Genomic DNA, 20,423 nt, shown 5'->3' with positions numbered 1-20,423 from the left:
TCGTGCGGGGAACGGTCCGCCCCCGGGCGCGCCCCGTCAAGCCTTCAGACGGGCGGTGCCTTGCGCAGTTCCGGCTCGACCAGCCGGCCGAAGGGCACCTCGCCCACCGCCGCGATGGCCGCCTCGCCCAGGGCCGCGCGCGGATCGGCCGCGTTGCGCATGGCCTTGTAGCCATCCTCGGCGGCGATGCCGGCGCTGGCGGCCAGCAGGTGGATCCAGTTCACCACGGTGACCGGGTGGTTCTGCTCCAGCCCGACCAGCTCGCGGTGGCAGGAATGGAAGATGGTGCAGAGCGTATCGGCGCCGGCCTCGGCCATGGCGGCCAGCGTCGCGCGCTGCGCATCGGCCAGCGCCCCGGGCACCCCGGCGAGCGAGGAGCACATGTGGCCGGGCGCGCGGCAGGGGTGCTCCACCACCGTCAGGCCGGGGATGAGGCGCAGCAGGTCCGGCACCAGGGTATTGACCGGAACGCGGCCGTCGAAGCCGAGGTGGCCGTGCAGCAGCACCCGGGCCGGGATGGGGCGGGTCAGCAGCGGGCGCAGCCGCTCGCGCCCGGCGTGCAGCACCTCGGTGACATGGACGGTCTCGAAGTTGGTCGGCGTCACCGGCGCCATGCTGTCCCGCATGTTCATGTGGCAGGAGGGGCACCAGGTGACGACTTTCTGCCGGCCCGTCGCGTTGAAGGCCTCGATGGTGCGGCGGGCCATGCCCTCGTTGATGCGGGCGCTGGCGTCCTTGGGGCTGCCGCAGCAGCTCGCCGGGCCGCCGGTGGGCGCGGCCTCCACCCCGACCGCCTCCAGCAGGCGGGTTGTGGCGCGGATGACCTCGCCATGGCGGGTCATGTTGCAGCCGTACCAGAAGACGGCCTTCTCGCCGGCTATAGCCATCGGGACTGCTCCTCCTCGGTCAGGGTCAGCCGGGCGAAGGCCTTCACCTTGGGGGAGTATTGCGTGTCCTCCCGCACCGGGATCAGCGGCGGGGTGCCCAGCGCGCCCTTGGCCCGCCATTGCGCCAGCCGCAGCATGAAGGCGGCGTCGAGCCCCTCCGGGCAGGCCGGGGTGCAGATGCCGCTGCGGGTGCAGGCGGCGATCCAGGCCAGCGCCGCCGGGGTGCCGGCCCCGTCGCGCAGCACGTCCAGCATGCCGGCGGCGACCGCGGCCGGGCCGGCGGCCTCGACGCCCGCGGCATAGGGGGCCATCGGGCAGGCCGTGACGCAGCCGCCGCAGCCGGTGCAGAGCGCCGCGAGGCGGGCGGATTCGGCGCGGATATGCCCGGCGAGGCTCATACCGCCGGCACCACCGCGATGGCCTCGATCTCGATGCAGACATCGGTGGTGGTGAACCGGGCGCCGCCGACGCAGGTGCTGGCGGGCGGCGTGGCGAGGCCGGCGAAGGCGGCACGGCGGACCTCGTTGAAGCCCTGGTAGTGCCGCATGTCGTCGAGCCAGGTGGTGATCTTCAGCAGGTGGGAAAGGTCGGCCCCCTCCCCGGCCAGGGCGCGTTCCAGCCGGGCGAGGCATTCGCGCGCCTGGAGCTGCACCGTGCCGCCGGCGGCGGCGCTGCCGCGGGCGGTGACGCCGGAGCAGAAGATCAGCTTGGCGCCGCCGCCGAGCGGGACGGTGCGGGCGGGCGGGAACAGCGGCGGCTGGCTCATGCGCGAAGGTCTCCGGGGCCGAGCCTCGCGCGGCGCGGCCCCGGCGGCAAGCTATTCCGCCGCGGCGGCCCGGGCGGGCCGGGCATCGTCGAGCGCATGCGTGCTGGGGCCGCGGGCGAGCTCGGCCTGGAGCTTCGCCGTATCCAGCTCGTTCTCCCAGCGGCTGACCGCGATGCAGGCGACGCCGTTGCCGATGAGGTTGGTCAGCGCCCGGCATTCGCTCATGAACTTGTCGATGCCGACCAGCACCGCGAGCGCGGTGATGGGGATGTCCGGGATGACCGAGAGGGTGGCCGCCAGGGTCACGAAGCCGGCACCGGTGACGCCGGAGGCGCCCTTCGAGGTCAGCATGGCGACCAGCAGGATGGTCAGCTCCTGGCCCCAGGTCAGCGGCGTGTTCGTCGCATAGGCGAGGAAGAGCGTCGCCAGGGTCATGTAGATGTTGGTGCCGTCGAGGTTGAAGCTGTAGCCGAGCGGCACCGTCAGCCCGACCACGTTGGGCGAGCAGCCGAGCCGCTGCAGCTTCCGCATGAGCTGCGGCAGCACGCTCTCGCTGCTCGAGGTGCCGAGGACGATCAGCAGCTCCTCGCGGATATAGGCGACGAAGCGGATGATGGAGAAGCCGCAGAAGCGGGCGATGGCCCCGAGCACCACCAGCACGAAGAGCGCCGAGGTGAGGTAGAAGGTCGCCACCAGCTCGCCCAGTTGCAGCAGCGAGGCGATGCCATAGGCGCCGATGGTGAAGGCCATGGCGCCGAAGGCGCCGACCGGCGCCGCCCGCACCACGATCTTGACCACGCCGAAGAAGATCTCGCTGAGGGTGTTCACCGCATGGCTGGCGGCGAGCCTGCCCTTCTCCGGCAGGGCGTTGATGGCGAAGCCGGTGAGCACCGCGAGCAGCAGCACCTGCAGCAGCTCGCCCTGGGCGAAGGCGCCGATGAAGGTATCGGGGATGATCGCCATCAGGTGGGCGGTGAAGCTGTCCGCCTCGGCGCGCTGGGTATAGCCCTGGATGGCATGGGCATCGAGCCGGGCGGGGTCGATGTTGAAGCCGGCGCCGGTCTGGAACAGCTTGGCGACGCCGAGGCCGATGGCGAGCGCGAAGGTGGAGACCACCTCGAAGTAGAGCAGCGCCTTGAGGCCGACGCGGCCGACCCGGCCGGCGTCCTGCACGCTGGCGATGCCATGGACCACGGTGCAGAAGACCACCGGGGCGATGACCATCTTGATGAGCTTGATGAAGCCGTCCCCGAGCGGCTTCATGGCCGCGCCGGTCTCCGGCCAGAGCGCGCCGAGGGTGACGCCGACGGCGATGGCGATCAGCACCTGCACATAGAGCAGGGACAGGGCGCGGCGGATCATGGGGTGGCTCCTGGGGTCATGGCGGCAAGGCCACCGTTACGCCTGCGGTCGCCGCGACCGGGGCCGGCGCCCGGCGTTGCAGGGCGTGTCAGCAAGGATCTGGGACATGAAGGGATCTCCGCGCAGCCTGTGGCTGTCCGCGATCAACCGCGCCAGCGGGTGGTGGATGGGCCAGGCGGCGAATGCGATGCGGCAGGCACAGACGGCGGCCATGAAGGCGGCGTTAAAGCCGAAGCCGGCGCGAAAGCCAAGGAAGAAGAAGTAGATCCGGGGCGGGAACAGTATTGCTCACGCTCCCGCGCTTTTTCTTACTGGCCTTTAATAATAAAAATAGATGAGGGGTCCGGGAGAATACCTTCTCCCCGGCCTTCCCTGCCCTGCTACCAGCCGTTCACCCTGTCCCAGGTGGCGATGACCTCGTCCCCGCCATCGACCACGTAGTAGCGGTCATGCGCCGCCGCCGTCATGCAGGTGTGGTTGGGCGCGACGCGGAGCCGGGTGCCGAGCGGCAGCATCGGCAGCGGCTGCTCGCTGCGGACCTCGCCGTGTTCCTGGTAGGCGCGGGCGATGCTGGGCTCGCCGGGCATCGGCCGGCCCTCCCGGGTCAGCACCAGGCCGAAGCCGTAGTCGCGCGGCGCCGCCTGGGTGCTGCGGTCCTTCGACAGCGCGAGGCCGCCGGCATCGAGCAGCAGGGTATTGCGCGCCGCGCTGCGGCCGATGACCGAGGCGAGGACCGTCATGGCGATGTCCTCGACCGCATGGGTGCCGAGCTGGGCCTGGAACAGGTCGCCGAACATGTAGACCCCGGCCCGCACATCGGTGACGCCGTCCATCCGCCGGGCGTATAGCGCGGTGGGCGAGGAGCCGAGCGAGACGATCGGCACGGCCAGCCCGGCGGCGCGGAGGCGCCCGGCGGCGGCGGTGATGCCGGCGCGCTCGACCTCGGCGATGGCGGCCATGTCCTCCGGCGTGCGGCCGTTGTAGCTGTGGCCGGAATGGCTGAGCACGCCGGCCAGGCGGCCGCCGAGCGCGGCGCCGATCTCGGTCAGTAGCGGGCTGTCGGGCGGGATGCCGCCGCGGCCCTCGCCGACATCGACCTCGACCAGCGCCCGCAGCGGGCCGGGATGGGCGGCGATGGCGCGGGCGACCTCGAGGTCGTCGGTGATGACCTTGACGTCGGCGCCGGCGGCGTTCAGCGCCGCGACCGCGTCGAGCTTGGCCGGGACGATGCCGACGGCGTAGATCTGGTCGTGCCAGCCGGCCCCGGCGAAGGAGCGCGCCTCGGCCAGGGTGCTGACCGTCACCGGGCCGAAGCCGGGGGCGGCGAGCCTCGCCACCTCGATGCTCTTCGCGGTCTTCAGGTGCGGCCGCAGCACCAGGCCGGGGTGACGGGCGACCGCCGCCTGCATCGCCGCGAGGTTGCGCTTGAGCAGGCCGAGGTCGAGGACCAGGCAGGGGGTCGGCAGGTCGTCGAGGGTCATGGCTTGGCTCCCTTTGGGGTTTCCTTGGGGGTCCATGTCGTGTCCTCGTCCAGCGGCAGCACCGGGCGCGGCAGCCTGGTCCAGGCGAAGCGCGACAGGATGGGCGAGGTGAGGCCAGGGGCATCGACCTCGATGATGCGGTCGTGGCCGAAGAACTCGTCGAAGCCGCCGCGGAAATGCCCGCGCGACTTCACCACCACGCTGCGGGCCGCGCCGATGTCGAGGCCGAGATGCTCGAAGAAGGCGGGGTCGGCGCATTGGGTGCGGATCGAGATCACCACCACGGTGATGCCGCCGAGCCGCAGCGCCGCGGTCGCGCCCAGGGTCATGGCGGTGCCGCCGTAGATGCCGCGCCGGCCGGTGACGCGGCCGTCCGACAGCGCCACCACCTCGGCCTCGGCGGCAAGCGGTCGGCTGAATTCGTCATCCGCCGTCAGCGTCCCCTGCGGGCGGTTGAATCGCGCGGTGAAGCGGGCGCCCCGGCCGAGGCGATGCGCCTCCTCGGCCAGCAGCGGGTCGTGGATGACGCCGACCAGACAGCCCTCGACGCCGGCGGTGAGGAAGGCGGCCAGGATGTGCATGGTATTGCCGCGGCCGCCGCCGCCGGGATTGTCGGCGACATCGGCGAAGGCGAGCGGCACCGGGCTCGCCTTGGCCCGCGCCACCGCCTCGCGCAGCGGGGTGAGCTCGGCGACGAAGCGGTCGCGCCGCGCCCAGGCGGCACGCGCGATCCGTTCGGCCATGCTGTCGGCCGAGGGCTGGTCGGCGGCCGTCACCACCACCGCCATGCCGTTGAAGGGCGTGTCGCCATAGGCGAAGCCGCCCATGACCGAGACGTTCCAGATGGCGGGGTCGAGGGCCGCGAGCTCCTGGCCGAGGTCGATCACCTCGGCATAGGGGCCCGCCGCGGTCAGCATCGAGACGGTGGGCGCGACGATCGGCAGCCGCACCAGCGCGCGCCGGGCGCGCTCGCCGCCCAGCAGCCGGCGCAGCAGCTGCGCGCTCTCGGCGCCGCGCTCGCGCATATCCAGATGCGGGTTGGTGCGGTAGCCGACGAAGGCGTCGCAGTCCCGCACCATGGCCTCCGAGACATTGGCATGCAGGTCGTAGCTGCAGACCAGGGGCACCGGCCCGAGCACCTCGCGGATCAGCCCCTGCAGCGCGCCCTCGGGGTCGTCGAGCTCGGTGGTCAGGCCGGCGCCGTGCAGCACGCAATAGACCCCAGCCACCTGGCCGCGGATCGCCTCCAGCCCCTCCCGCCAGATCACCATCATGCGGGCGAAGGCGGCGTGCTCGACCGGGCCATTGGGCTCGGCCATGGCGAGCAGGATGGGCAGCGGCTCCCAGGGGCCGGCAGCATCCATGTCCGCGACGAAGCCGGGCATCTCGCCCAGCGCCCGGGGCGAGGCGCTGCGGGCATCGGCGACGAGCCCCTCGCCCTCGACCCAGCAGCGGGTGTCGAAGTCGCGCTGGCTGGCCGCCGGGGCGAAGCGGTTGCACTCGATCGAGAAGCCGAGGAGGGCGACGCGCATCAGATGGCCACCCCCAGCAGCTCGGCGAAGCGCGGCGTGGCCTTCAGCCCGGTGCCGGTCAGCACCACCACCGTGGTCTCCTCGGGGGTGATGGTGCCGGAGGCCAGCAGCTTGGCGAAGGCTGCCGCCGCCTGGGCGCAGGTCGGCTCGACGTAGAAGCCGCGGCGGGCGAGGTCGAGCGTGGCGCGGGCGATCTCGGCCTCGGCCAGCATGACGGCGCCGCCCTGGCTCTGGCGGAAGACGCCGATGCATTCGCGTAAGCGCAGCGGCTCGGCGATGGCGGTGCCCTCGGCAATGGTGGGCTGCGCCGGGATGGGGTCGAGTTCCAGGAATTCCCGGGCGATGGGCGCGCAATTGGCCGGCTGGGCGCCGAAGATCCGCGGCATGCGGTCGATCTGCCCGGCCCGCAGCAGCTCGCCGAAGCCGATGCTGCAGCCGAGCACGTTCGATCCCGCGCCGCAGGGGACGATGACGTTGTCGGGCGCCTTGAAGCCGAGGTCCTCCCACAGCTCGTAGGCGAGCGTCTTGGTGCCCTGGAGGAAATAGGGGTGCCAGTTGTGGCTGGCGTAGAAGGTGTTCGCCGCCTCCCGCAGGGCGGCGTCGGCGCAGTCCTGGCGGCTGCCGGGGACCAGCACGATCTCGGCGCTCGAGGCGCGGCTCTGCACGGTCTTGGCCGCGGAGGTGCTGGCGGGGACCATGATCCTCGCCTGCATGCCGCCGGCGGCGGCATAGGCGGCGATGGCGGCGCCGCCGTTGCCGCTGCTGTCCTCGAGCACCGCGGTCACGCCCTCGGCCCGCAGCAGCGAGAGCATGACCGAGGCGCCGCGGTCCTTGAAGCTGCCGGTCGGCATGAACCACTCGCATTTCATCAGCGCGGTGGCGCCGCCGAAGGCGCAGGGGACCAGCGGGGTGCAGCCCTCGCCGAGGGTGATCGGCGCCCCCGCCAGCGGCGGCAGCGCGGCGCGGTAGCGCCAGAGGCTGCGCGTCGCCCGGTCGATCCGGTCCGGGCCGATGCCCGGCAGGTCGGTGAGGAACAGCGGCTCGCCGGCGTCGCCGCACCAGCGGGGGGCACCAAGCGGCCAGGTCCGGCCGCTGCGGGGGTCGAGATAGGCGAGGGATTCCATGCGGCGGAGACTTGCCCTTTCGCCGCGCCGCGGCAAGGCTCGAAGCATGAATGCCTCCCTCCCCCCCGTCGCCCGCCTCGCCGCCGAGCTGGTCGCCATCGACAGCCGCTCCTCCCTCTCCAACCTCGCCGTCGCCGAGCGGATCGAGGCGGAGCTGGCCGGCTTCGCGGTCGAGCGGCTGGACTACCGCGACGCCGAGGGCGTGGCCAAGCGGGCGCTGGTCGCGCATCGCGGGCCGCCGGGCGGCTATGCGCTCTCGGGCCACATGGACACGGTGCCGGCGACCGGCTGGCAGGACGATCCCTGGGACCCGCGGGTCGATGCGGCGGGCGTGCTGCACGGGCTCGGCAGCGTCGACATGAAGGGCGCGGTCGCCGCCTGCATCATGGCCGCGCGCGCGGTGCCGGACGGGGTGCCGGCGACGCTGCTGCTCACCACCGACGAGGAGACGACGAAGGCAGGCGCCCGGGCGGTGGCGGAAAGCGCCTTCGCCCGCTCGCTCGGCCTCCGCGGCATCGTGGTGGCCGAGCCGACCGGGCTCGTTCCGGTGCGCGGGCACCGCTCCTCGGTCAATATCGTGGCGCGGGCGCAGGGGGTGCAGGCGCATTCCTCGACCGGCCTCGGCCGCAACGCGAATTGGGCGCTGATCCCCTTCCTGGCGGAGATGCGGGAGATCCACCGGCAGCTGGTGGAGGACCCGGCGCTGCACGACGCCGCCTACGACCCGCCCTTCACCGACTTCAACCTGGTTCTGGACAACCACGGCACGGCGGTGAACGTGACGCCGGCGCTGGCCACCTGCCGCATCAAGTTCCGCGCCAGCCGCAGCCTGGACCGGGCGCCGATCCTGGAGCGGGTGCGGGCGGCCGCGGCCCGGGCCGGGCTTGAGCTCACCATCGCCGCCGAGGGCACGCCGCCGGAGCTGCCGGCGGACCACCCGCTTATCGCGCTCGCCGGGCGGCTGACCGGAGCGGCGCCGCGCACCGCCGCCTTCGGCACCGATGCCTCCGAGCTGCAGGCCCTCGCCCCCTGCGTCATCCTCGGCCCCGGCGGGATCGAGACCGCGCATACGCCGCACGAATGCGTGACGGTGGCGGCGCTGGAGGCGGCGGTCCCGCTGCTGGCGCGGCTGCTGGCCGAGGCCGCACGCACGGCTTAACACGCTGAAATGTAACGAGAGGGGAAAAGCGGCGGCGGCGTCCCCAGATGGAGGCCATGATCACTTGGCCCGAGCTGAAGAAGACCCCGATGTCCCGCGCCCCGATCCGCCTCGCCCTGCTGCTTCCTGTCGGCCTCGCCGCCTGCGCCGTGGCCCCGCCGGCCGGACCCTCGATCTACGCCATGCCGGCCAAGGGCAAGGACATGGCGCAGTTCCAGGGCGAGGAGGGGCAATGCCGCAACTATGCCCAGGGCCAGATCGGCGGCGGCACCCCGGCCCAGGCCTCGAACCAGGCGGCGGTCGGCAGCGCCGTGATCGGCACCGCCCTCGGCGCCGCGGCCGGCGCGCTGCTGGGCTCGGCCGGCGGCGCCGCCTGGACCGGCGCGGCGATCGGCGCCGGCGCCGGCCTGCTGGGCGGCTCGGCGGTGGGTGCCAGCAACGCCCAGGCCAGCGGCGCCAGCCTGCAGGAACGCTACGACATGGCCTATGCCCAGTGCATGACCAGCGTCGGCAACACCATCGCGGCGCCGCAGGCGCCGCCGGTCGCCTATGCGGTGCCGGCCTATGGCTATGCCTATCCCTATGCGGCGCCCTATGCCTATCCGGCCTATCCCTACTACTGGGGACCGAGCGTCTCGCTCGGCTTCTACGGCGGGCGCGGCTACTACGGGCGCGGCCATGGCTGGGGCCGCCGCTGGTAGCCCCGGCCCCTTGGCAGCGGCGGGCGGGCGGCCAATCTGCGCCGAGTGATGTCCCTCCCCAAGCTCGCGCTGCTGCTCTTCGCCCTCTTCTACCTGCTGCCCCTGGCGGTCTCGGCGGCCTTCTACCAGTCCGGCGGCGGCGGCGCCGGCTGGCAGGTGGCGGACCGGTCCAGCATCGGCCTGCTGCCGCCCGCCCGCCGGCACCCGGCCGCCGTGGTCCGGGTCTTCGCCGCGCAGACCGTGCGCTGGCGCGGCATCTTCGCGGTGCATTGCTGGATCGTCTTCAAGCCTGAGGGCGCCGCCGGCTACACCCGCTACGACTACACCGCCTGGGGCGAGCCGATCCGCATGAATGGCTTCGAGCCCGACGGGCGCTGGTTCGGCCGCACGCCGGAGGTGGTCTTCGCCGCCGACGGCGACGCGGCCGCGGCGCTGATCCCGCGCATGCAGGCGGCGATCGAGGGCTATGCCTGGCGCAACCGGGGCGACTACCGGCCCTGGCCCGGGCCGAATTCCAATACCTTCGTCGCCGCCGTGCTGGATGCGGTGCCGGAGATCGGCGCCAGCCTGCCGCCGACCGCCATCGGCAAGGACTTCCCGCACGACGGCCGCTGGCTGCGGCGCACCGCCACCGGCCTCCGCCTCACCCTCGGCGGCTATGCCGGGCTGACGCTGGGCTGGGCGGAGGGGCTCGAGGTGAACATCCTCGGCGCCGTCGCCGGCCTCGACTGGCGGCGGCCGGCGATCAAGCTGCCCGGGCTCGGGCGGCTCGGGCTGCCGGCCGGGCCGGCGGAGGCCGCGGCGCTGGCCGGGCCCTGACCGCGGGCCGGGCGGCGCCGCCTCAGCCGGCCCTGGCGCCGTCCTCGGCCGGGTGGAAGTCGAACTTGCCGTCGCGGGACTGCCACTGTTGCACCGTCAGCACCCGGGCGCCGCCGCGGCTCTCGTGCGGCCCGTGCACCGTGCCGGCGGCATGGGTGAGGAAGGCGCCGGCGCCGAGCTCCTGGCCCGCGTCGATCAGGTCGCCCTCGAGGACGTAGTGCATCTCCGCGCCCGCCCGGTGCAGGTGCGCCGGGATGCGGCCGCCGGCCGGCAAATGGATGATGCTGGTCACCACGCCGCGGGCGGCATCCTCGTTCAGCAGCTGGATCAGGAAGCGGCCGCCGGTCGCGCCCGGGATCTCGACCGGGGTCGGTGCCACGTCCTTGGCCATCAGTGCCAGTCTTGCCGCATCCATCGTCCTGCCCTCCGTCGCGCCCGGCGTTGGGCACCACGGGTCAACGCCCGGGCGCCGCCGGGTTCCGGGCTATTCCAGCTTCAGGTCGAGCTCCTGCACCTTGCGCGCCCAATAGGCGGATTCCTGGCGCACCGCCTCGGCGAAGACGGCACGCGGCCGGGCGGGCGCCGGCTCCAGCCCGTCGTGCTCCAGCCGGTCGAGGAATTTCGGCGTGGCGGCGGCGCGGCGGGCGGCGGCCTCCAGCCGGTCCATGGTCTGGGCGGGGACGCCGGCCGGGGCGAAGACGCCGTGCCAGCCGATGATGACCGCGCCGGGCAGCCCGGCCTCGGCCAGGGTCGGCACCTCGGGCAGGGCGGCGATGCGCTTCTCGCCGGTGACCGCGATGGCGCGCAGCTTGCCCTCGCGGACCAGGGCCAGCGCCGGCGGCGGGGAGGAGAAATTCATCGTCACCCGGCCGGCGACGACGTCGAGCAGGGCGGGCGCGGTGCCGCGATAGGGCACGTGCTCCATCCGCACCCCGGCCGCCTCGGAGAAGAGCACCCCGGCGAGGTGGTTGGCGTTGCCGACGCCGCCCGAGGAATAGGTCAGCTCGCCGCGCGGCTGGCCGCGGATGTGGGAGAGCAGCTCCGGCAGGGTCTTTGCCGGCACGTCGGGATGCACCACCAGCACGTACTGGTAGGAGGAGACCTGCGCCACCGGCTGCAGCGCGGTGGCGAGGTCAAGGCGGTCGCCCTTCTGCAGGTGCGGGTTGACCACGATGTTGGTCGAGACCGCAAACAGCAGCGTGGTCGCATCCGGCCGCGCCCGCGCGACGCTGACCGAGCCGACATGGCCGGCGGCGCCGCCGCGGTTGTCGACGACGACGGTCTGGCCCCCGAGCGCCGACGTCGCCAACTCCGGCGCGAAGACCTGGGCGAATTCGCGCGCGGTGATGTCGGTGCCGCCGCCCGCGGCATAGGGCACCACGATGGTCATGGCGCGCTGCGTCTGCGCCGTGGCGGGCTGCCACAGGCCGGCGGCGCCGGCGCCGAGGAGAAGGCTGCGGCGGGTGGGGACGGCAAGCGGCATGGCGATCTCCGGATTGGTGCGGCGCAGCAGCGGGTAGCCGCCGCCCTGCTGCAACGCAAGCCGCGCCCGATTGATCGCAAGCAAAGGCAAACCGCGGGTTTTGCCGCTTGATCCCGCGGCGCGATCCGGGTTGACCTAGGCCCGCGAACCAAATCAGGGAGGGCGCATCATGGCACGAGTCGCATTGGTCACCGGAGGACAGCGCGGCATCGGCGCGGCCATCAGCGAGGCGCTCAAGGCCGCCGGCCGGACCGTGGTCGCCAGCTATGCCGGCAACGACGCCGCCGCCGCCGCCTTCACCGAGCGGACCGGCATCCGCTGCTACAAATTCGACGTCTCCGACTACGAGGCCTGCGCCGCCGCGGTGAAGCGGATCGAGGCGGAGGTCGGGCCGATCGAGGTGCTGGTGAACAACGCCGGCATCACCCGCGACGGCACCATGAAGCGCATGTCGCGGGAGATGTGGGACAGCGTCATCGATACCAACCTCGGCAGCTGCTACAACATGGCGAAGCTGGTCTGGGACGGCATGACGGCGCGGAAGTTCGGCCGCATCGTCAACATCGGCAGCATCAACGGCCAGGCCGGGCAGTACGGCCAGGTGAACTACGCCGCGGCAAAGTCCGGCATCCACGGCTTCACCAAGGCGCTCGCCCAGGAAGGCGCCCGCACCTCCATCACGGTGAACGCCATCGCGCCCGGCTATGTCGACACCGAGATGGTGCGCGCGGTGCCGCCCGACGTGCTGGAGAAGATCATCGCCCGCATCCCGCGGGGGCGGCTCGGCACCGCCGAGGACATCGCCCGCGGCGTCGTCTTCCTCACCGCCGAGGATGCCGACTTCATCACCGGCTCGACGCTCTCGATCAACGGCGGCCAGCACATGTACTGAGGCGGCGCCACGCCGCGGGTACTGAGGCGGCGCCACGCCGCGGGACCGGCCCGGCTGCGCGCGCAGCCGGGCGATGCAGGGAGACTCGGATGGGGTTCGTGCTGATCGGCCATGACGGGACGGATGCCGGCGCCGCCGACCGGCGCGCGGCGGCGCATGCGCCGCACCTGGCCAGCATCCGCCGCAACGCCGAGGCCGGGCGGCTGTTGATGTCCGGGCCGCGGCTGCGGCCGGACGGCACCGCCGCCGGGTCCCTGCAATTCTTCGCGGTGCCGGCGCGGGCCGACATGGACGCCTACCTGGCCGACGAGCCCTCCGTGGCGCAGGGCATCTGGGAGCGCGTCGAGGTGCTGCCCTTCCGCATCGCGCCGCTGCCCTGGATGCCGCAGCCGGGCCGTCCCGGCGGCGCGGCGGAGCCGCTGCTCACTTATGCGGTCACCGCCCGCGACGGCACCGACGCCGGCGCGGCAGGGCGGCGGGAGGCGGCGCGGCCGCGGCACTTCGCCCGCATCCAGGCCGAGGTCGCGGCCGGCCGGCTGCGGCTGGGCGGGGCGATCCTCGACGCGCCGGACGGCGCCATGGTCGGCTCGATCATCGCCCTCGCCCTGCCGGGGGAGGCGGCGGTGCGCGACTGGCTCGCGTCCGAGCCCTACATGGAGGCGGGCGTCTGGCAGGATATCCGGATCGAGCGCTGGCGGGTCGGGGCGCAGCCCTACCCGGCCCTGCCCGGTTCGGCACCGCAGGGAGAGCACTGATGCCGAAGCTGGTCGAATACGCCGATGCCGGCCCGGCGGTCCGCGCGGTCTACGACGCCATCATGGCCGCGCGCGGCACCACGGAGGTGAACAATTTCTGGAAGGCCCTGGCGGTCGACCCGCCCGGCCTGAAGCGCACCTGGGAGAGCCTCAGCCAGGTGATGGCGCCGGGGGTGCTGAGCCCGGTGATGAAGGAGATGCTCTACCTCGCGGCCTCGATGACCAGCGGCTGCGCCTATTGCACCGCGAGCCACGCCGCCGCCGCCCGGGCGAAGGGCATGACGGACGCCGAATACGGCGAGCTGCTCGCCATCGTCGGCATGGCGGCCGAGACCAACCGCCTGGCCGAGGCGCTGCGGGTGCCGGTCGACCCGCAGTTCGAGTGATGCAGGACCTCCGCCTCTGCTGCGTCGGCGACAGCTTCACCGCCGGCGCCGGCGACGAGACCGCACTCGGCTGGCCCGGCCGGGTCGCCGCCGCGGCCTGGCCGCGCGGCGTGGCGGTGACCGCCTACAACCTCGGCGTCCGCCGCGACACCAGCGCCGACATCCGCCGCCGGGCCGAGGCCGAGGTGCTGGCGCGGCTGTTGGCCACGGGCGGCGACGCCCATGCGGTGGTCTTCTGCTTCGGCGCCAATGACGCGACCTTCGAGGACGGGCTGCCGCGGGTGCCGCCCGAGGCGAGCCGCGACAACGCCGTGGCGCTGCTCGGCTGGTCCGCGGCGCGCTGGCCGACGCTGCTGCTCGGGCCGCCGCCGGTGCTGCACGATGCGGCGCAGGATGCGCGGGTGGCGGCGCTCGGCCCAGTGCTGGCGGCGGTCGCGGCCGCGCTCGAGGTGCCCTTCCTGCCGCTGCACGGGCCGCTCTCGGCGAGCCATGCCTGGCGGGCCGGCGCGGCCCGCGGCGACGGCGTCCACCCCGACGCGGCCGGCTACGCCGCGATGGCGGCGCTGGTCGAGGCCTGGCCGGCCTGGCGGCGGCTGAGCGGCGGCTGACCGAGGGGGGCTGACCCAGGGGGGGCTGGCCCAGGGTCTGGCGCCGGGATCGGCCGGTCCGGGGCCGGCCGGCTGTCGGTTTCGCTTTCCGGCGCCGGGCTTGCGTGCCTATCTCCCGGCCATGCCCCTGCTCCGCCTGCCGCGCGCCTTCGCCCCGCTCCGCCATTCCGTCTTCCGCATGCTGTGGCTGGCGACGCTTGCCAGCAACATCGGCGGCTGGATGCAGAACACCGGGGCCGGCTGGCTGATGACCAGCCTCTCGCCCTCCCCCTTCATGGTCGGGCTGGTGCAGGCGGCGACCATGCTGCCGGTCTTCATGCTGGCGCTGCCGGCAGGCGCCCTGGCCGATATCGTCGACCGCCGGCTCTTCCTGCTCGGCGCCCAGGCCTGGATCCTGCTGATGGCGCTGATCCTGGCGGTGCTGACCTGGACCGATTCGATCGGCCCCTGGGGGCTGCTGGCGCTGACCTTCGCGATCGGCGCCGGCAGCGCCATGAACTTCCCGGCCTGGGCGGCGACCACCAACGAGCTGGTCCCGCGCGAGGATCTGGTCGGCGCCATCGCGCTGAACGGCATCGGCTTCAACCTGGCGCGGGCGCTCGGCCCGGCCTTCGGCGGCTTCGCCATCGCCGCCGCCGGGCCGGAGGCGGCCTTCGCGCTGAACGCCGTCGCCTTCCTGGTGCTGATCCTGGCGCTGCTGTTCTGGAAGCGCACCGAGGCGCCGAGCCGGATGCCGAAGGAGCATCTGCTCTCGGCCATGCGGGCCGGGCTGCGCTTCGTCTCGGCCAGCCCGGCGATGCGCGCGGCCATCATCCGCGCCTGCGCCTTCTTCCTCTTCACCGCCGCGGTCTGGGGCCTGCTGCCGCTGTTCGTCCGCCAGCAGCTCGGCCTCGGGCCGCAGGCCTTCGGGCTGATGCTGGGGGTGATGGGGCTGTCCGCCGTGGCGGCCGGCTTCGCCCTGCCGGCGCTGCGCAGCCGGCTCGACCGCAGCCAGACGGTGTTCTGGGCCTCGATCCTGGCGGCGGTGGCGATGGGCATCCTGGCGGCCTCGCACCACTGGGCGCCGGCGGCGCTCGGGATGCTGTTCTACGGCGCCGCCTGGATCGCCGCCGGCAGCACCCTCTCGGCCTCGGCCCAGCTGGCCGCGCCGGGCTGGGTGCGGGCGCGGGCGATCGCGATCTACCAGCTCAGCTTCTTCGGGGTGATGGCGCTGGGCTCGGCGCTCTCGGGCTGGGTGGGGGGCAGCTTCAGCGTGCCGCTGGCCCTCGGCGTGGCGGCGGCGGGCTGCGCCATCGCCGCGGTCTTCGTCCGCCGCTGGGGCATCGACAGCGTGGCGCTGGCCGAGACCAGCCAGGGCGTCAGCCACGAGCCGCAGCCGGGGGCGCCGGCGGCGGAGCTGCGCGGGCTGCTGGGCGAGGCCTCCGGCCGGGTGCTGGAGGTGGTGCGCTACCGGATCGACCCGGCGCAGCGCGCGGCCTTCCTCGCCGCCATGCAGGAGGTGCGGCGGGTGCGCCTGCGCTCGGGCGCCGGGACCTGGGGCCTCTACGAGGATGTCGCCCAGCCGGACCTCTGGGTGGAGCTCTGGAGCGTGGACAGCTGGACCGAGCACATGCGCGAGGAATCGCGGCGGACCGACTGGGACCGCGCCGCCCTGGCCCGGGCGGCGGCGCTGCACCAGCCCCTGCCCGGGGCCGCGGCGGGGGGCGAGCCGGCGCCGGAGGCGGCGCGCTTCCTGAACGTGAACCCCTGAGCGGCGGCCCGCGCCGGGACTCGCGGCGCCGGCGGCCCGGCCCGGCCGGCAGGGCGACTTCACGAATAGGTGAGGTAGACGCTACCTCAGCGTTATAGCGTCCCTGAATATTTAACCATGGGTCGTGCCGATGGCGATGTCCCTCCCCTGCGGCAGCCCCAGCACGCCTGCAAGCCTTTGACCCCATGGGATTCCAGGGCGGCACCCGGCGCGGCCTCATCGCCCCCGGCGGCCGCGGCGGGCGCGCCGCGGTGCCGGGCCGCGGCCCGTCCGCCGCCCGCCGGCGGTGGACAGGGCAGGAGCGGCGGCGGCAAGCAGCGCCCGATGGGCCCGGCCCGCCTGCCCGGCCCGGACGATGAAGGACGCCTGTCTCCCCGATGCCCATTTCCACGCCGACCGCCTCCCCGCCCGCCGGCTGGCCGGCGCTGATCCTGCACCTCGCCCTCGCCGCGGCGGTGCTCACCCTGCTCGGCCTCGCCGGGCTGTGGCTGCAGCGCAACCCGATGCTGAACACCTGGGACGAGGTCATGCACATGAACTTCTCCCTTGCCGATTCGACACTGCTGCGGAGCGGCAGCCTCTCGGCGCTGCGGGACGCCCTCTTCCTCGAGAACCGCTGGCTGCCGCCGGGGCTGCGGCTGCTCGGCCTGCCGGTCGCGGCGCTGGCCGAGGGCGAGCAGGCGGCCGTCGCGCTGCGGCTGGCGGCGGCGGCGCTGACCCTGGCGACGGGCCTCGTCATCTACCTCGGGCTGCTGCCGATCGCCGGCCTGGCCGGGGCCGCGGGCGGGGCCCTGCTCTTCGTGCTCTCGCCGCTGAATCTGGTCGGGGCGCAGGCCTTCATGACCGAGCTGGTGCTGCACCTGACCTTCGCCCTGGCGCTGGTCCTGCTGCTGCACGAGGCGCTGGGCCGGGGCTGGTCCTTCGGCCGGATGCTGGTGCTCGGGCCGGTCATGGGGCTCGGGGCGCTGGCCAAGCTGACCTTCCTGCCGATCATCGGCCTGGTCTGGCTGGCCTGCGCCGGCTGGCGCTGGTGGGTGGAGCGCGACGCCAAGCTGCTCGCCCTGCGGCTGGCCCTGCCGGCGGTCGGCCTCGCTCTGGTGGCCTGGCCGCACTACCTCATCAACGGGCCGCGCTACGCCGCCTATGCCAAGGCGACGGCGCTGGGCTACGCCTATGCCCCGGCCGAGGAGCGCGGCCTCGACTTCCTTCTGCGGGCGCTGGGCTCCTTCACCTGGGACATGCTGGGCCCGGGCGGCGCGGTGCTGCTGCTGGCGGCGCTCGGCCTCGCCGTGCTCGGCTGGCGGCGGCTCGGGACGCATGAGCGGGTGGCGGTCGGGCTGGCGGTGCTGGCGGCGGTGCCGCCGGTGCTGGCCTACCTGCTGTCCCGCAACCAGACCGAGCGCTACCTCGGCCTCAGCGTGGTGGCGCTGGCCTTCCCGCTCGGCATCGCCATCGGCGCCGGGCTGCGCGGCGGCCCGGCGGGGGAGAGCCCGGCGGCGGCGCGGGGGCTGACGGCGGGCGCGGCGGCCATGGCGCTGGTGCAGGTCGGTCTCTGCTGGGCCATCGCGCTGGGCGGGCCGGCCGGGGCGCGGGCGCTGCGGCCGATCGACGAGGCGGCCTGGCGGGCCAACCCGATGTGCGACTTCCGGCCGGTGGCGCGGCTCCTGCCGCTGGGCGAGCGGCCGCTGCGGATCGGTGTCTTCGGCCTGACGCTGGGCGTGCATGCCTTCGTGGTGGAACAGGCCTTCCTGCTGCACCGCGGCGGGCCCTCGAAGCTGGTCGAGCTGGTCGACAGCTCGACCCGCGACATCGACTGGCCGAAGGTGATGGCCGAGGTCGCGGCGCTCGACCTGGTGCTGGTGCCGGAGGAGCTGTGGCAGGGCACCGGCGACATCGGCGGGCATGGGGTGAACGCGGCGGTGGCCGGGCTGCGCGAGCGGCTGGCGGCGACCGGCTATGTCGAGGACCTCGGCGCGGTGGCGGGCGGGGCGGATGCCGCCTGCGCCATCCGCGCCCTGGCGGTGCGGCCGCATGTCGATCCCGCCCCGCCCCGTCCCCTGCTGCGGCCGGAAATCCGGCTGCCGGTCGGGGTGGCGGGATGATGCCGGGCTATCCGGCGCGGCAGACCCGCGCCCAGATCGAGGCCCAGGCGGACCGGCTGGAAGCCTCCCGCCAGGCGCTGCGCGGCGGCGACCTGGCCTGGGTGCCGGTGCTGGTCGTCTGGCTGCTGAGCACCGGCTACGTGCTGGCGCGGCTGCCGCGGCTGCCGGTCGCCACCCAGGACACGCCGAGCTACCTGGCGCTGGGGCCGACCCGGGCGCCGGGCTACGGCTGGTTCCTGCACGCCGCGCAGGCGCTGATCGGGCCGGAGCTGGCCTTCCTGCCGCTGGTCCAGAGCCTGCTGATCGCGCTCGGGCTGCTGGCCTTCGGCCTGGCGCTGGCGCGGCTGCTGCGCAGCGGCGTCGCCGCCGCCGTGGTGGTGCTGGCCTGGGCCCATACCGGCACCTTCGAGGCCTCCCGCTACGTCATGAGCGAGGGGCTGTTCCTGCCGGCCATGCTGGCCGGGCTGGCCTGCTCCCTGGCCTATGCCCGGCGCGGCGGCTGGGGGATGCTCACCGGGGCGACGCTCGCCTTCGGCGTGGCGCTGCTGACCCGCACGGCCGGGGCGGTGCTGCTGCTGGTGCCGCTGCTGCTGGTGCTGCTGGACGGCCGGCTCGGCCTCGGCGCGGTGCTGCGGCGCTGGGTGCTGGTGCTCGGGCTCTCGGCGGCGATGGCGCTCGGCGCCATGGCGGCGAACCAGGCGCGCAACGGCGTCTTCGAGATCGGCTCGAATACCGGCACCTCGCTGGCCGGCAAGGCGATGCTGCTGCTGCGGCCGGAGGCGATCCAGGGGTCCGGCCGGGAGGAGCTGCTGCGGCGGATGCTGCCGCTGGCGGCCGAGGCGCGGGCGGCGGTGGCGGCGGCGCCGACCTATGCCGCCTCGCTCCGGGCGCAGGACCAGGCCTACGAGGAATTGCGCTGGCGGAATTTCTTCCCCATGGCCGGCCCGGAGATGACGCATGCCGACACCCGGGCCTCGGCGCAGCTCGCCGGGGAGGTGGCCAAGGCGGTGATCGCCACCGATCCCTCGGGCTACCTGCGGCTGGTGCTGCGGGACTGGTCGGGGCTGGTGCTCTACCCGCATTTCTGGCCGGTGGCCGCGAGCCCGGAGGGGTCGCCGCATTCCTTCTTCGCCCATTGCCCCGGCGACCCGCAGCGCTGCTGGACCTTCTTCCGGCTGGAGGTGCCGCGCGTCTACGGCGTGGCGATGCTGGGGACCAGCCTGCTCGGCATGACCGCCGCCGTGGTGCTGGTGGTCGGCTGGGGCGGCCAGGCGCTGCGCCGCCGGCTCGGCCCGGCGGAGCGGGCGATGCTGGCGCTGGCGCTGGTCACCCAGGCCTCGCTGGTGGCGACGGCGCTGTTCGAGGCCGGGCTGTGGCGCTACACCATCATGGCGCATGCGATGAATGCGGCGCTGATCTGCTGGGCGGCGGCGCGGCTGATCTACGGCCGGGAGAAGAGGCGGGGCGGCTAGAGCAAACTCCAATCCGATGGACTCATCGGACCGGAGGTATTTGCTCGCCAGAACAACAGGCAAGAGCGGGCTCCGTGAGCCAGTGCGAACGGAACCGCTCTAGTCCGCCCTGATCCCGGCCCCCTCGATCAGCGCGCGGAACTGCCGGCGGTTCGCCTCCATCCGTGCCGCCAGCACCTCCGGCGGCTCGAAACTCGGCGTCAGGCCGTTGTCCAGCAGCCGCTTGCGCCATTCCGGCCGCTCGAGCCCGGCGCGGATCGCCTCGGCCCAGGCGGCGACCGCCTCGCGCGGCATGCTCCGCGGGGCGCAGGCGGCGAACCAGCCGGCGATGCCGAAGCCCGGGATGTTGGCCGAGAGCCGCGGCGCCGGGAAGTTGGGGTGGCCGGTGTCGTCGGCGACCGCCAGCAGCCGCAGCGCGCCGTCGCGCAGCGGACCGGCGACGTCGCCGAGGTTGGTGATGAAGAAATCCACCCGGCCGCCGATCATGTCGACGATGGCCGGCGCCCCGCCGCGATAGGGGACGTGGACGATGTCGACCGCGGCCATGCGCTTCAGCAATTCCCCCGCCAGGTGCTGGGCGCTGCCGATCCCGGCCGAGGCGAAGGTCAGCGCGCCCGGCCTGGCCCGAGCCTCGGCCAGCAGGTCGGCGACCGAGCGGAAGCGGTGGCCGTCGGCGACCACCAGCCCGTAGGTCGAGAGCGCGAGGGTGGCGACCGGGACGAGTTCGGTCACCACGTCGACCGGCAGGCGCTGGCCCGGCAGGTTGGGGGCGATGGTCATGGTGCCCATCGGGCACTGCAGCACCGTCAGCCCGTCGGCGCCGGAGCGGGCGGCGGCCTCGGCGGCGATGGCGCCGTTGGCGCCGGTGCGGTTCTCGACCACCGCGTTCTGGCCGAACCGGGCGCCCGCCATCTCGGCGATCAGCCGGGCGGTGAGGTCGCCGGTGCCGCCGGCGGGGAAGCCGACCAGGACCCGGACCGGCCGGTCCGGGGTCCAGGCCTGGGCGGTGCCGACCAGGGCAAGCATCAGGGCGACCATCAGGCCGAGCGGCCGCAGGCCGGGCGGCAGCGGGGAGCCTGTGCGGCGCATTCTTCGTCCTCCCGGTTTCGGCCAGCATCCGGCCTGCCGCGGCGCGGCGTCAAGC

The 20,423-nt window shown here is 74.0% G+C and carries 21 protein-coding genes; 11 read left to right on the top strand and 10 right to left on the bottom strand.

Annotation, left to right across the window (positions count from 1 at the left end):
- Window positions 1–44 precede the first annotated feature (44 nt).
- From QWZ14_RS25565 to QWZ14_RS25550, 4 genes are read right to left on the bottom strand one after another with little or no spacing between them, the layout of a single operon-like run.
- Window positions 45–887: a (Fe-S)-binding protein gene (locus QWZ14_RS25565; RefSeq protein WP_290319825.1), complete on the bottom strand. Its 843-nt coding sequence runs from the start codon at window positions 885–887 to the stop codon at window positions 45–47.
- Entirely contained in the window at window positions 878–1,285 is a 408-nt protein-coding gene (locus tag QWZ14_RS25560; protein WP_290319824.1) for a 4Fe-4S dicluster domain-containing protein, read from the bottom strand. Before QWZ14_RS25560 ends, QWZ14_RS25565 begins: the two co-directional genes overlap by 10 nt.
- Window positions 1,282–1,653: a RidA family protein gene (locus tag QWZ14_RS25555; RefSeq protein WP_290319823.1), complete on the bottom strand. Its 372-nt coding sequence runs from the start codon at window positions 1,651–1,653 to the stop codon at window positions 1,282–1,284. Before QWZ14_RS25555 ends, QWZ14_RS25560 begins: the two co-directional genes overlap by 4 nt.
- Before the next feature lie 51 nt (window positions 1,654–1,704).
- Window positions 1,705–3,015 (bottom strand): dicarboxylate/amino acid:cation symporter, encoded by a 1,311-nt coding sequence (locus QWZ14_RS25550; protein WP_290319821.1) that lies wholly within the window; start codon window positions 3,013–3,015, stop codon window positions 1,705–1,707.
- A 106-nt stretch (window positions 3,016–3,121) separates the two neighbouring features.
- Between QWZ14_RS25550 and QWZ14_RS25545 the strand changes: the two genes are divergently transcribed.
- Window positions 3,122–3,280, top strand: coding sequence for a hypothetical protein (locus tag QWZ14_RS25545; protein ID WP_290319820.1), 159 nt, complete (start codon window positions 3,122–3,124; stop codon window positions 3,278–3,280).
- A 115-nt stretch (window positions 3,281–3,395) separates the two neighbouring features.
- Here QWZ14_RS25545 and QWZ14_RS25540 read toward each other — a convergent pair whose 3' ends face one another.
- From QWZ14_RS25540 to QWZ14_RS25530, 3 genes are read right to left on the bottom strand one after another with little or no spacing between them, the layout of a single operon-like run.
- Entirely contained in the window at window positions 3,396–4,496 is a 1,101-nt protein-coding gene (locus tag QWZ14_RS25540) for an alanine racemase (RefSeq protein WP_290319819.1), read from the bottom strand.
- Window positions 4,493–6,028, bottom strand: a complete 1,536-nt coding sequence (locus QWZ14_RS25535; RefSeq protein WP_290319818.1) for a M81 family metallopeptidase — start codon at window positions 6,026–6,028, stop codon at window positions 4,493–4,495. Before QWZ14_RS25535 ends, QWZ14_RS25540 begins: the two co-directional genes overlap by 4 nt.
- Window positions 6,028–7,152: a pyridoxal-phosphate dependent enzyme gene (locus QWZ14_RS25530; protein WP_290319816.1), complete on the bottom strand. Its 1,125-nt coding sequence runs from the start codon at window positions 7,150–7,152 to the stop codon at window positions 6,028–6,030. Before QWZ14_RS25530 ends, QWZ14_RS25535 begins: the two co-directional genes overlap by 1 nt.
- A gap of 46 nt (window positions 7,153–7,198) precedes the next feature.
- On the opposite strand from QWZ14_RS25530, the gene QWZ14_RS25525 reads away from it, so the two are divergent.
- Genes QWZ14_RS25525 through QWZ14_RS25515 form a run of 3 tightly spaced genes read left to right on the top strand, consistent with a single transcriptional unit; the run spans window position 7,199 to window position 9,831 of the window.
- Entirely contained in the window at window positions 7,199–8,311 is a 1,113-nt protein-coding gene (locus tag QWZ14_RS25525) for a M20/M25/M40 family metallo-hydrolase (protein WP_290319814.1), read from the top strand.
- Between the two features lie 56 nt (window positions 8,312–8,367).
- On the top strand, window positions 8,368–9,012 hold the full coding sequence (locus QWZ14_RS25520) for a glycine zipper family protein (protein WP_290319813.1): 645 nt from the start codon (window positions 8,368–8,370) through the stop codon (window positions 9,010–9,012).
- A gap of 48 nt (window positions 9,013–9,060) precedes the next feature.
- The gene (locus QWZ14_RS25515) at window positions 9,061–9,831 is read left to right on the top strand and encodes a DUF3750 domain-containing protein (protein WP_290319812.1); all 771 of its coding nucleotides are present in this window, start codon (window positions 9,061–9,063) and stop codon (window positions 9,829–9,831) included.
- A gap of 22 nt (window positions 9,832–9,853) precedes the next feature.
- Here QWZ14_RS25515 and QWZ14_RS25510 read toward each other — a convergent pair whose 3' ends face one another.
- Window positions 9,854–10,246, bottom strand: coding sequence for a cupin domain-containing protein (locus tag QWZ14_RS25510; RefSeq protein ID WP_290319811.1), 393 nt, complete (start codon window positions 10,244–10,246; stop codon window positions 9,854–9,856).
- Window positions 10,247–10,315: 69 nt separating this feature from the next.
- Complete coding sequence (locus QWZ14_RS25505; protein ID WP_290319810.1) at window positions 10,316–11,398, bottom strand: Bug family tripartite tricarboxylate transporter substrate binding protein; 1,083 nt, start codon at window positions 11,396–11,398, stop codon at window positions 10,316–10,318.
- An 85-nt stretch (window positions 11,399–11,483) separates the two neighbouring features.
- On the opposite strand from QWZ14_RS25505, the gene phbB reads away from it, so the two are divergent.
- The 7 genes from phbB to QWZ14_RS25470 all read left to right on the top strand — a co-directional run bounded on the left by phbB (window position 11,484) and on the right by QWZ14_RS25470 (window position 19,279).
- The gene (gene phbB / locus QWZ14_RS25500; protein WP_290319809.1) at window positions 11,484–12,206 is read left to right on the top strand and encodes an acetoacetyl-CoA reductase; all 723 of its coding nucleotides are present in this window, start codon (window positions 11,484–11,486) and stop codon (window positions 12,204–12,206) included.
- A gap of 89 nt (window positions 12,207–12,295) precedes the next feature.
- The gene (locus tag QWZ14_RS25495) at window positions 12,296–12,961 is read left to right on the top strand and encodes a YciI family protein (RefSeq protein WP_290319808.1); all 666 of its coding nucleotides are present in this window, start codon (window positions 12,296–12,298) and stop codon (window positions 12,959–12,961) included.
- Complete coding sequence (locus QWZ14_RS25490) at window positions 12,961–13,347, top strand: carboxymuconolactone decarboxylase family protein (protein WP_290319807.1); 387 nt, start codon at window positions 12,961–12,963, stop codon at window positions 13,345–13,347. The genes QWZ14_RS25495 and QWZ14_RS25490 overlap by 1 nt, the downstream gene beginning before the upstream one ends.
- Window positions 13,347–13,955: a GDSL-type esterase/lipase family protein gene (locus QWZ14_RS25485; protein WP_290319806.1), complete on the top strand. Its 609-nt coding sequence runs from the start codon at window positions 13,347–13,349 to the stop codon at window positions 13,953–13,955. The genes QWZ14_RS25490 and QWZ14_RS25485 overlap by 1 nt, the downstream gene beginning before the upstream one ends.
- A 100-nt stretch (window positions 13,956–14,055) precedes the next feature.
- Window positions 14,056–15,705: an MFS transporter gene (locus tag QWZ14_RS25480; protein WP_290319805.1), complete on the top strand. Its 1,650-nt coding sequence runs from the start codon at window positions 14,056–14,058 to the stop codon at window positions 15,703–15,705.
- Between the two features lie 377 nt (window positions 15,706–16,082).
- Complete coding sequence (locus tag QWZ14_RS25475) at window positions 16,083–17,807, top strand: hypothetical protein (protein ID WP_290319804.1); 1,725 nt, start codon at window positions 16,083–16,085, stop codon at window positions 17,805–17,807.
- A complete protein-coding gene (locus QWZ14_RS25470; RefSeq protein ID WP_290319802.1) occupies window positions 17,804–19,279 on the top strand; it encodes a hypothetical protein in 1,476 nt (491 codons plus the stop codon). The genes QWZ14_RS25475 and QWZ14_RS25470 overlap by 4 nt, the downstream gene beginning before the upstream one ends.
- A 99-nt stretch (window positions 19,280–19,378) precedes the next feature.
- On the opposite strand, the gene QWZ14_RS25465 is transcribed toward QWZ14_RS25470, so the two are convergent.
- Window positions 19,379–20,368 carry a Bug family tripartite tricarboxylate transporter substrate binding protein gene (locus QWZ14_RS25465; RefSeq protein ID WP_290319801.1) on the bottom strand — a complete coding sequence of 330 codons (990 nt, stop codon included), beginning with the start codon at window positions 20,366–20,368 and terminating at the stop codon, window positions 19,379–19,381.
- Window positions 20,369–20,423: the final 55 nt, after the last annotated feature.

This window comes from Paeniroseomonas aquatica, from assembly GCF_030409335.1.
GTDB classification, from domain to species: Bacteria; Pseudomonadota; Alphaproteobacteria; order Acetobacterales; family Acetobacteraceae; genus Belnapia; species Belnapia aquatica.
The sequence above is the reverse complement of the archived record's forward strand: the minus strand, read 5'-3'. Positions and strand labels throughout refer to the sequence as shown.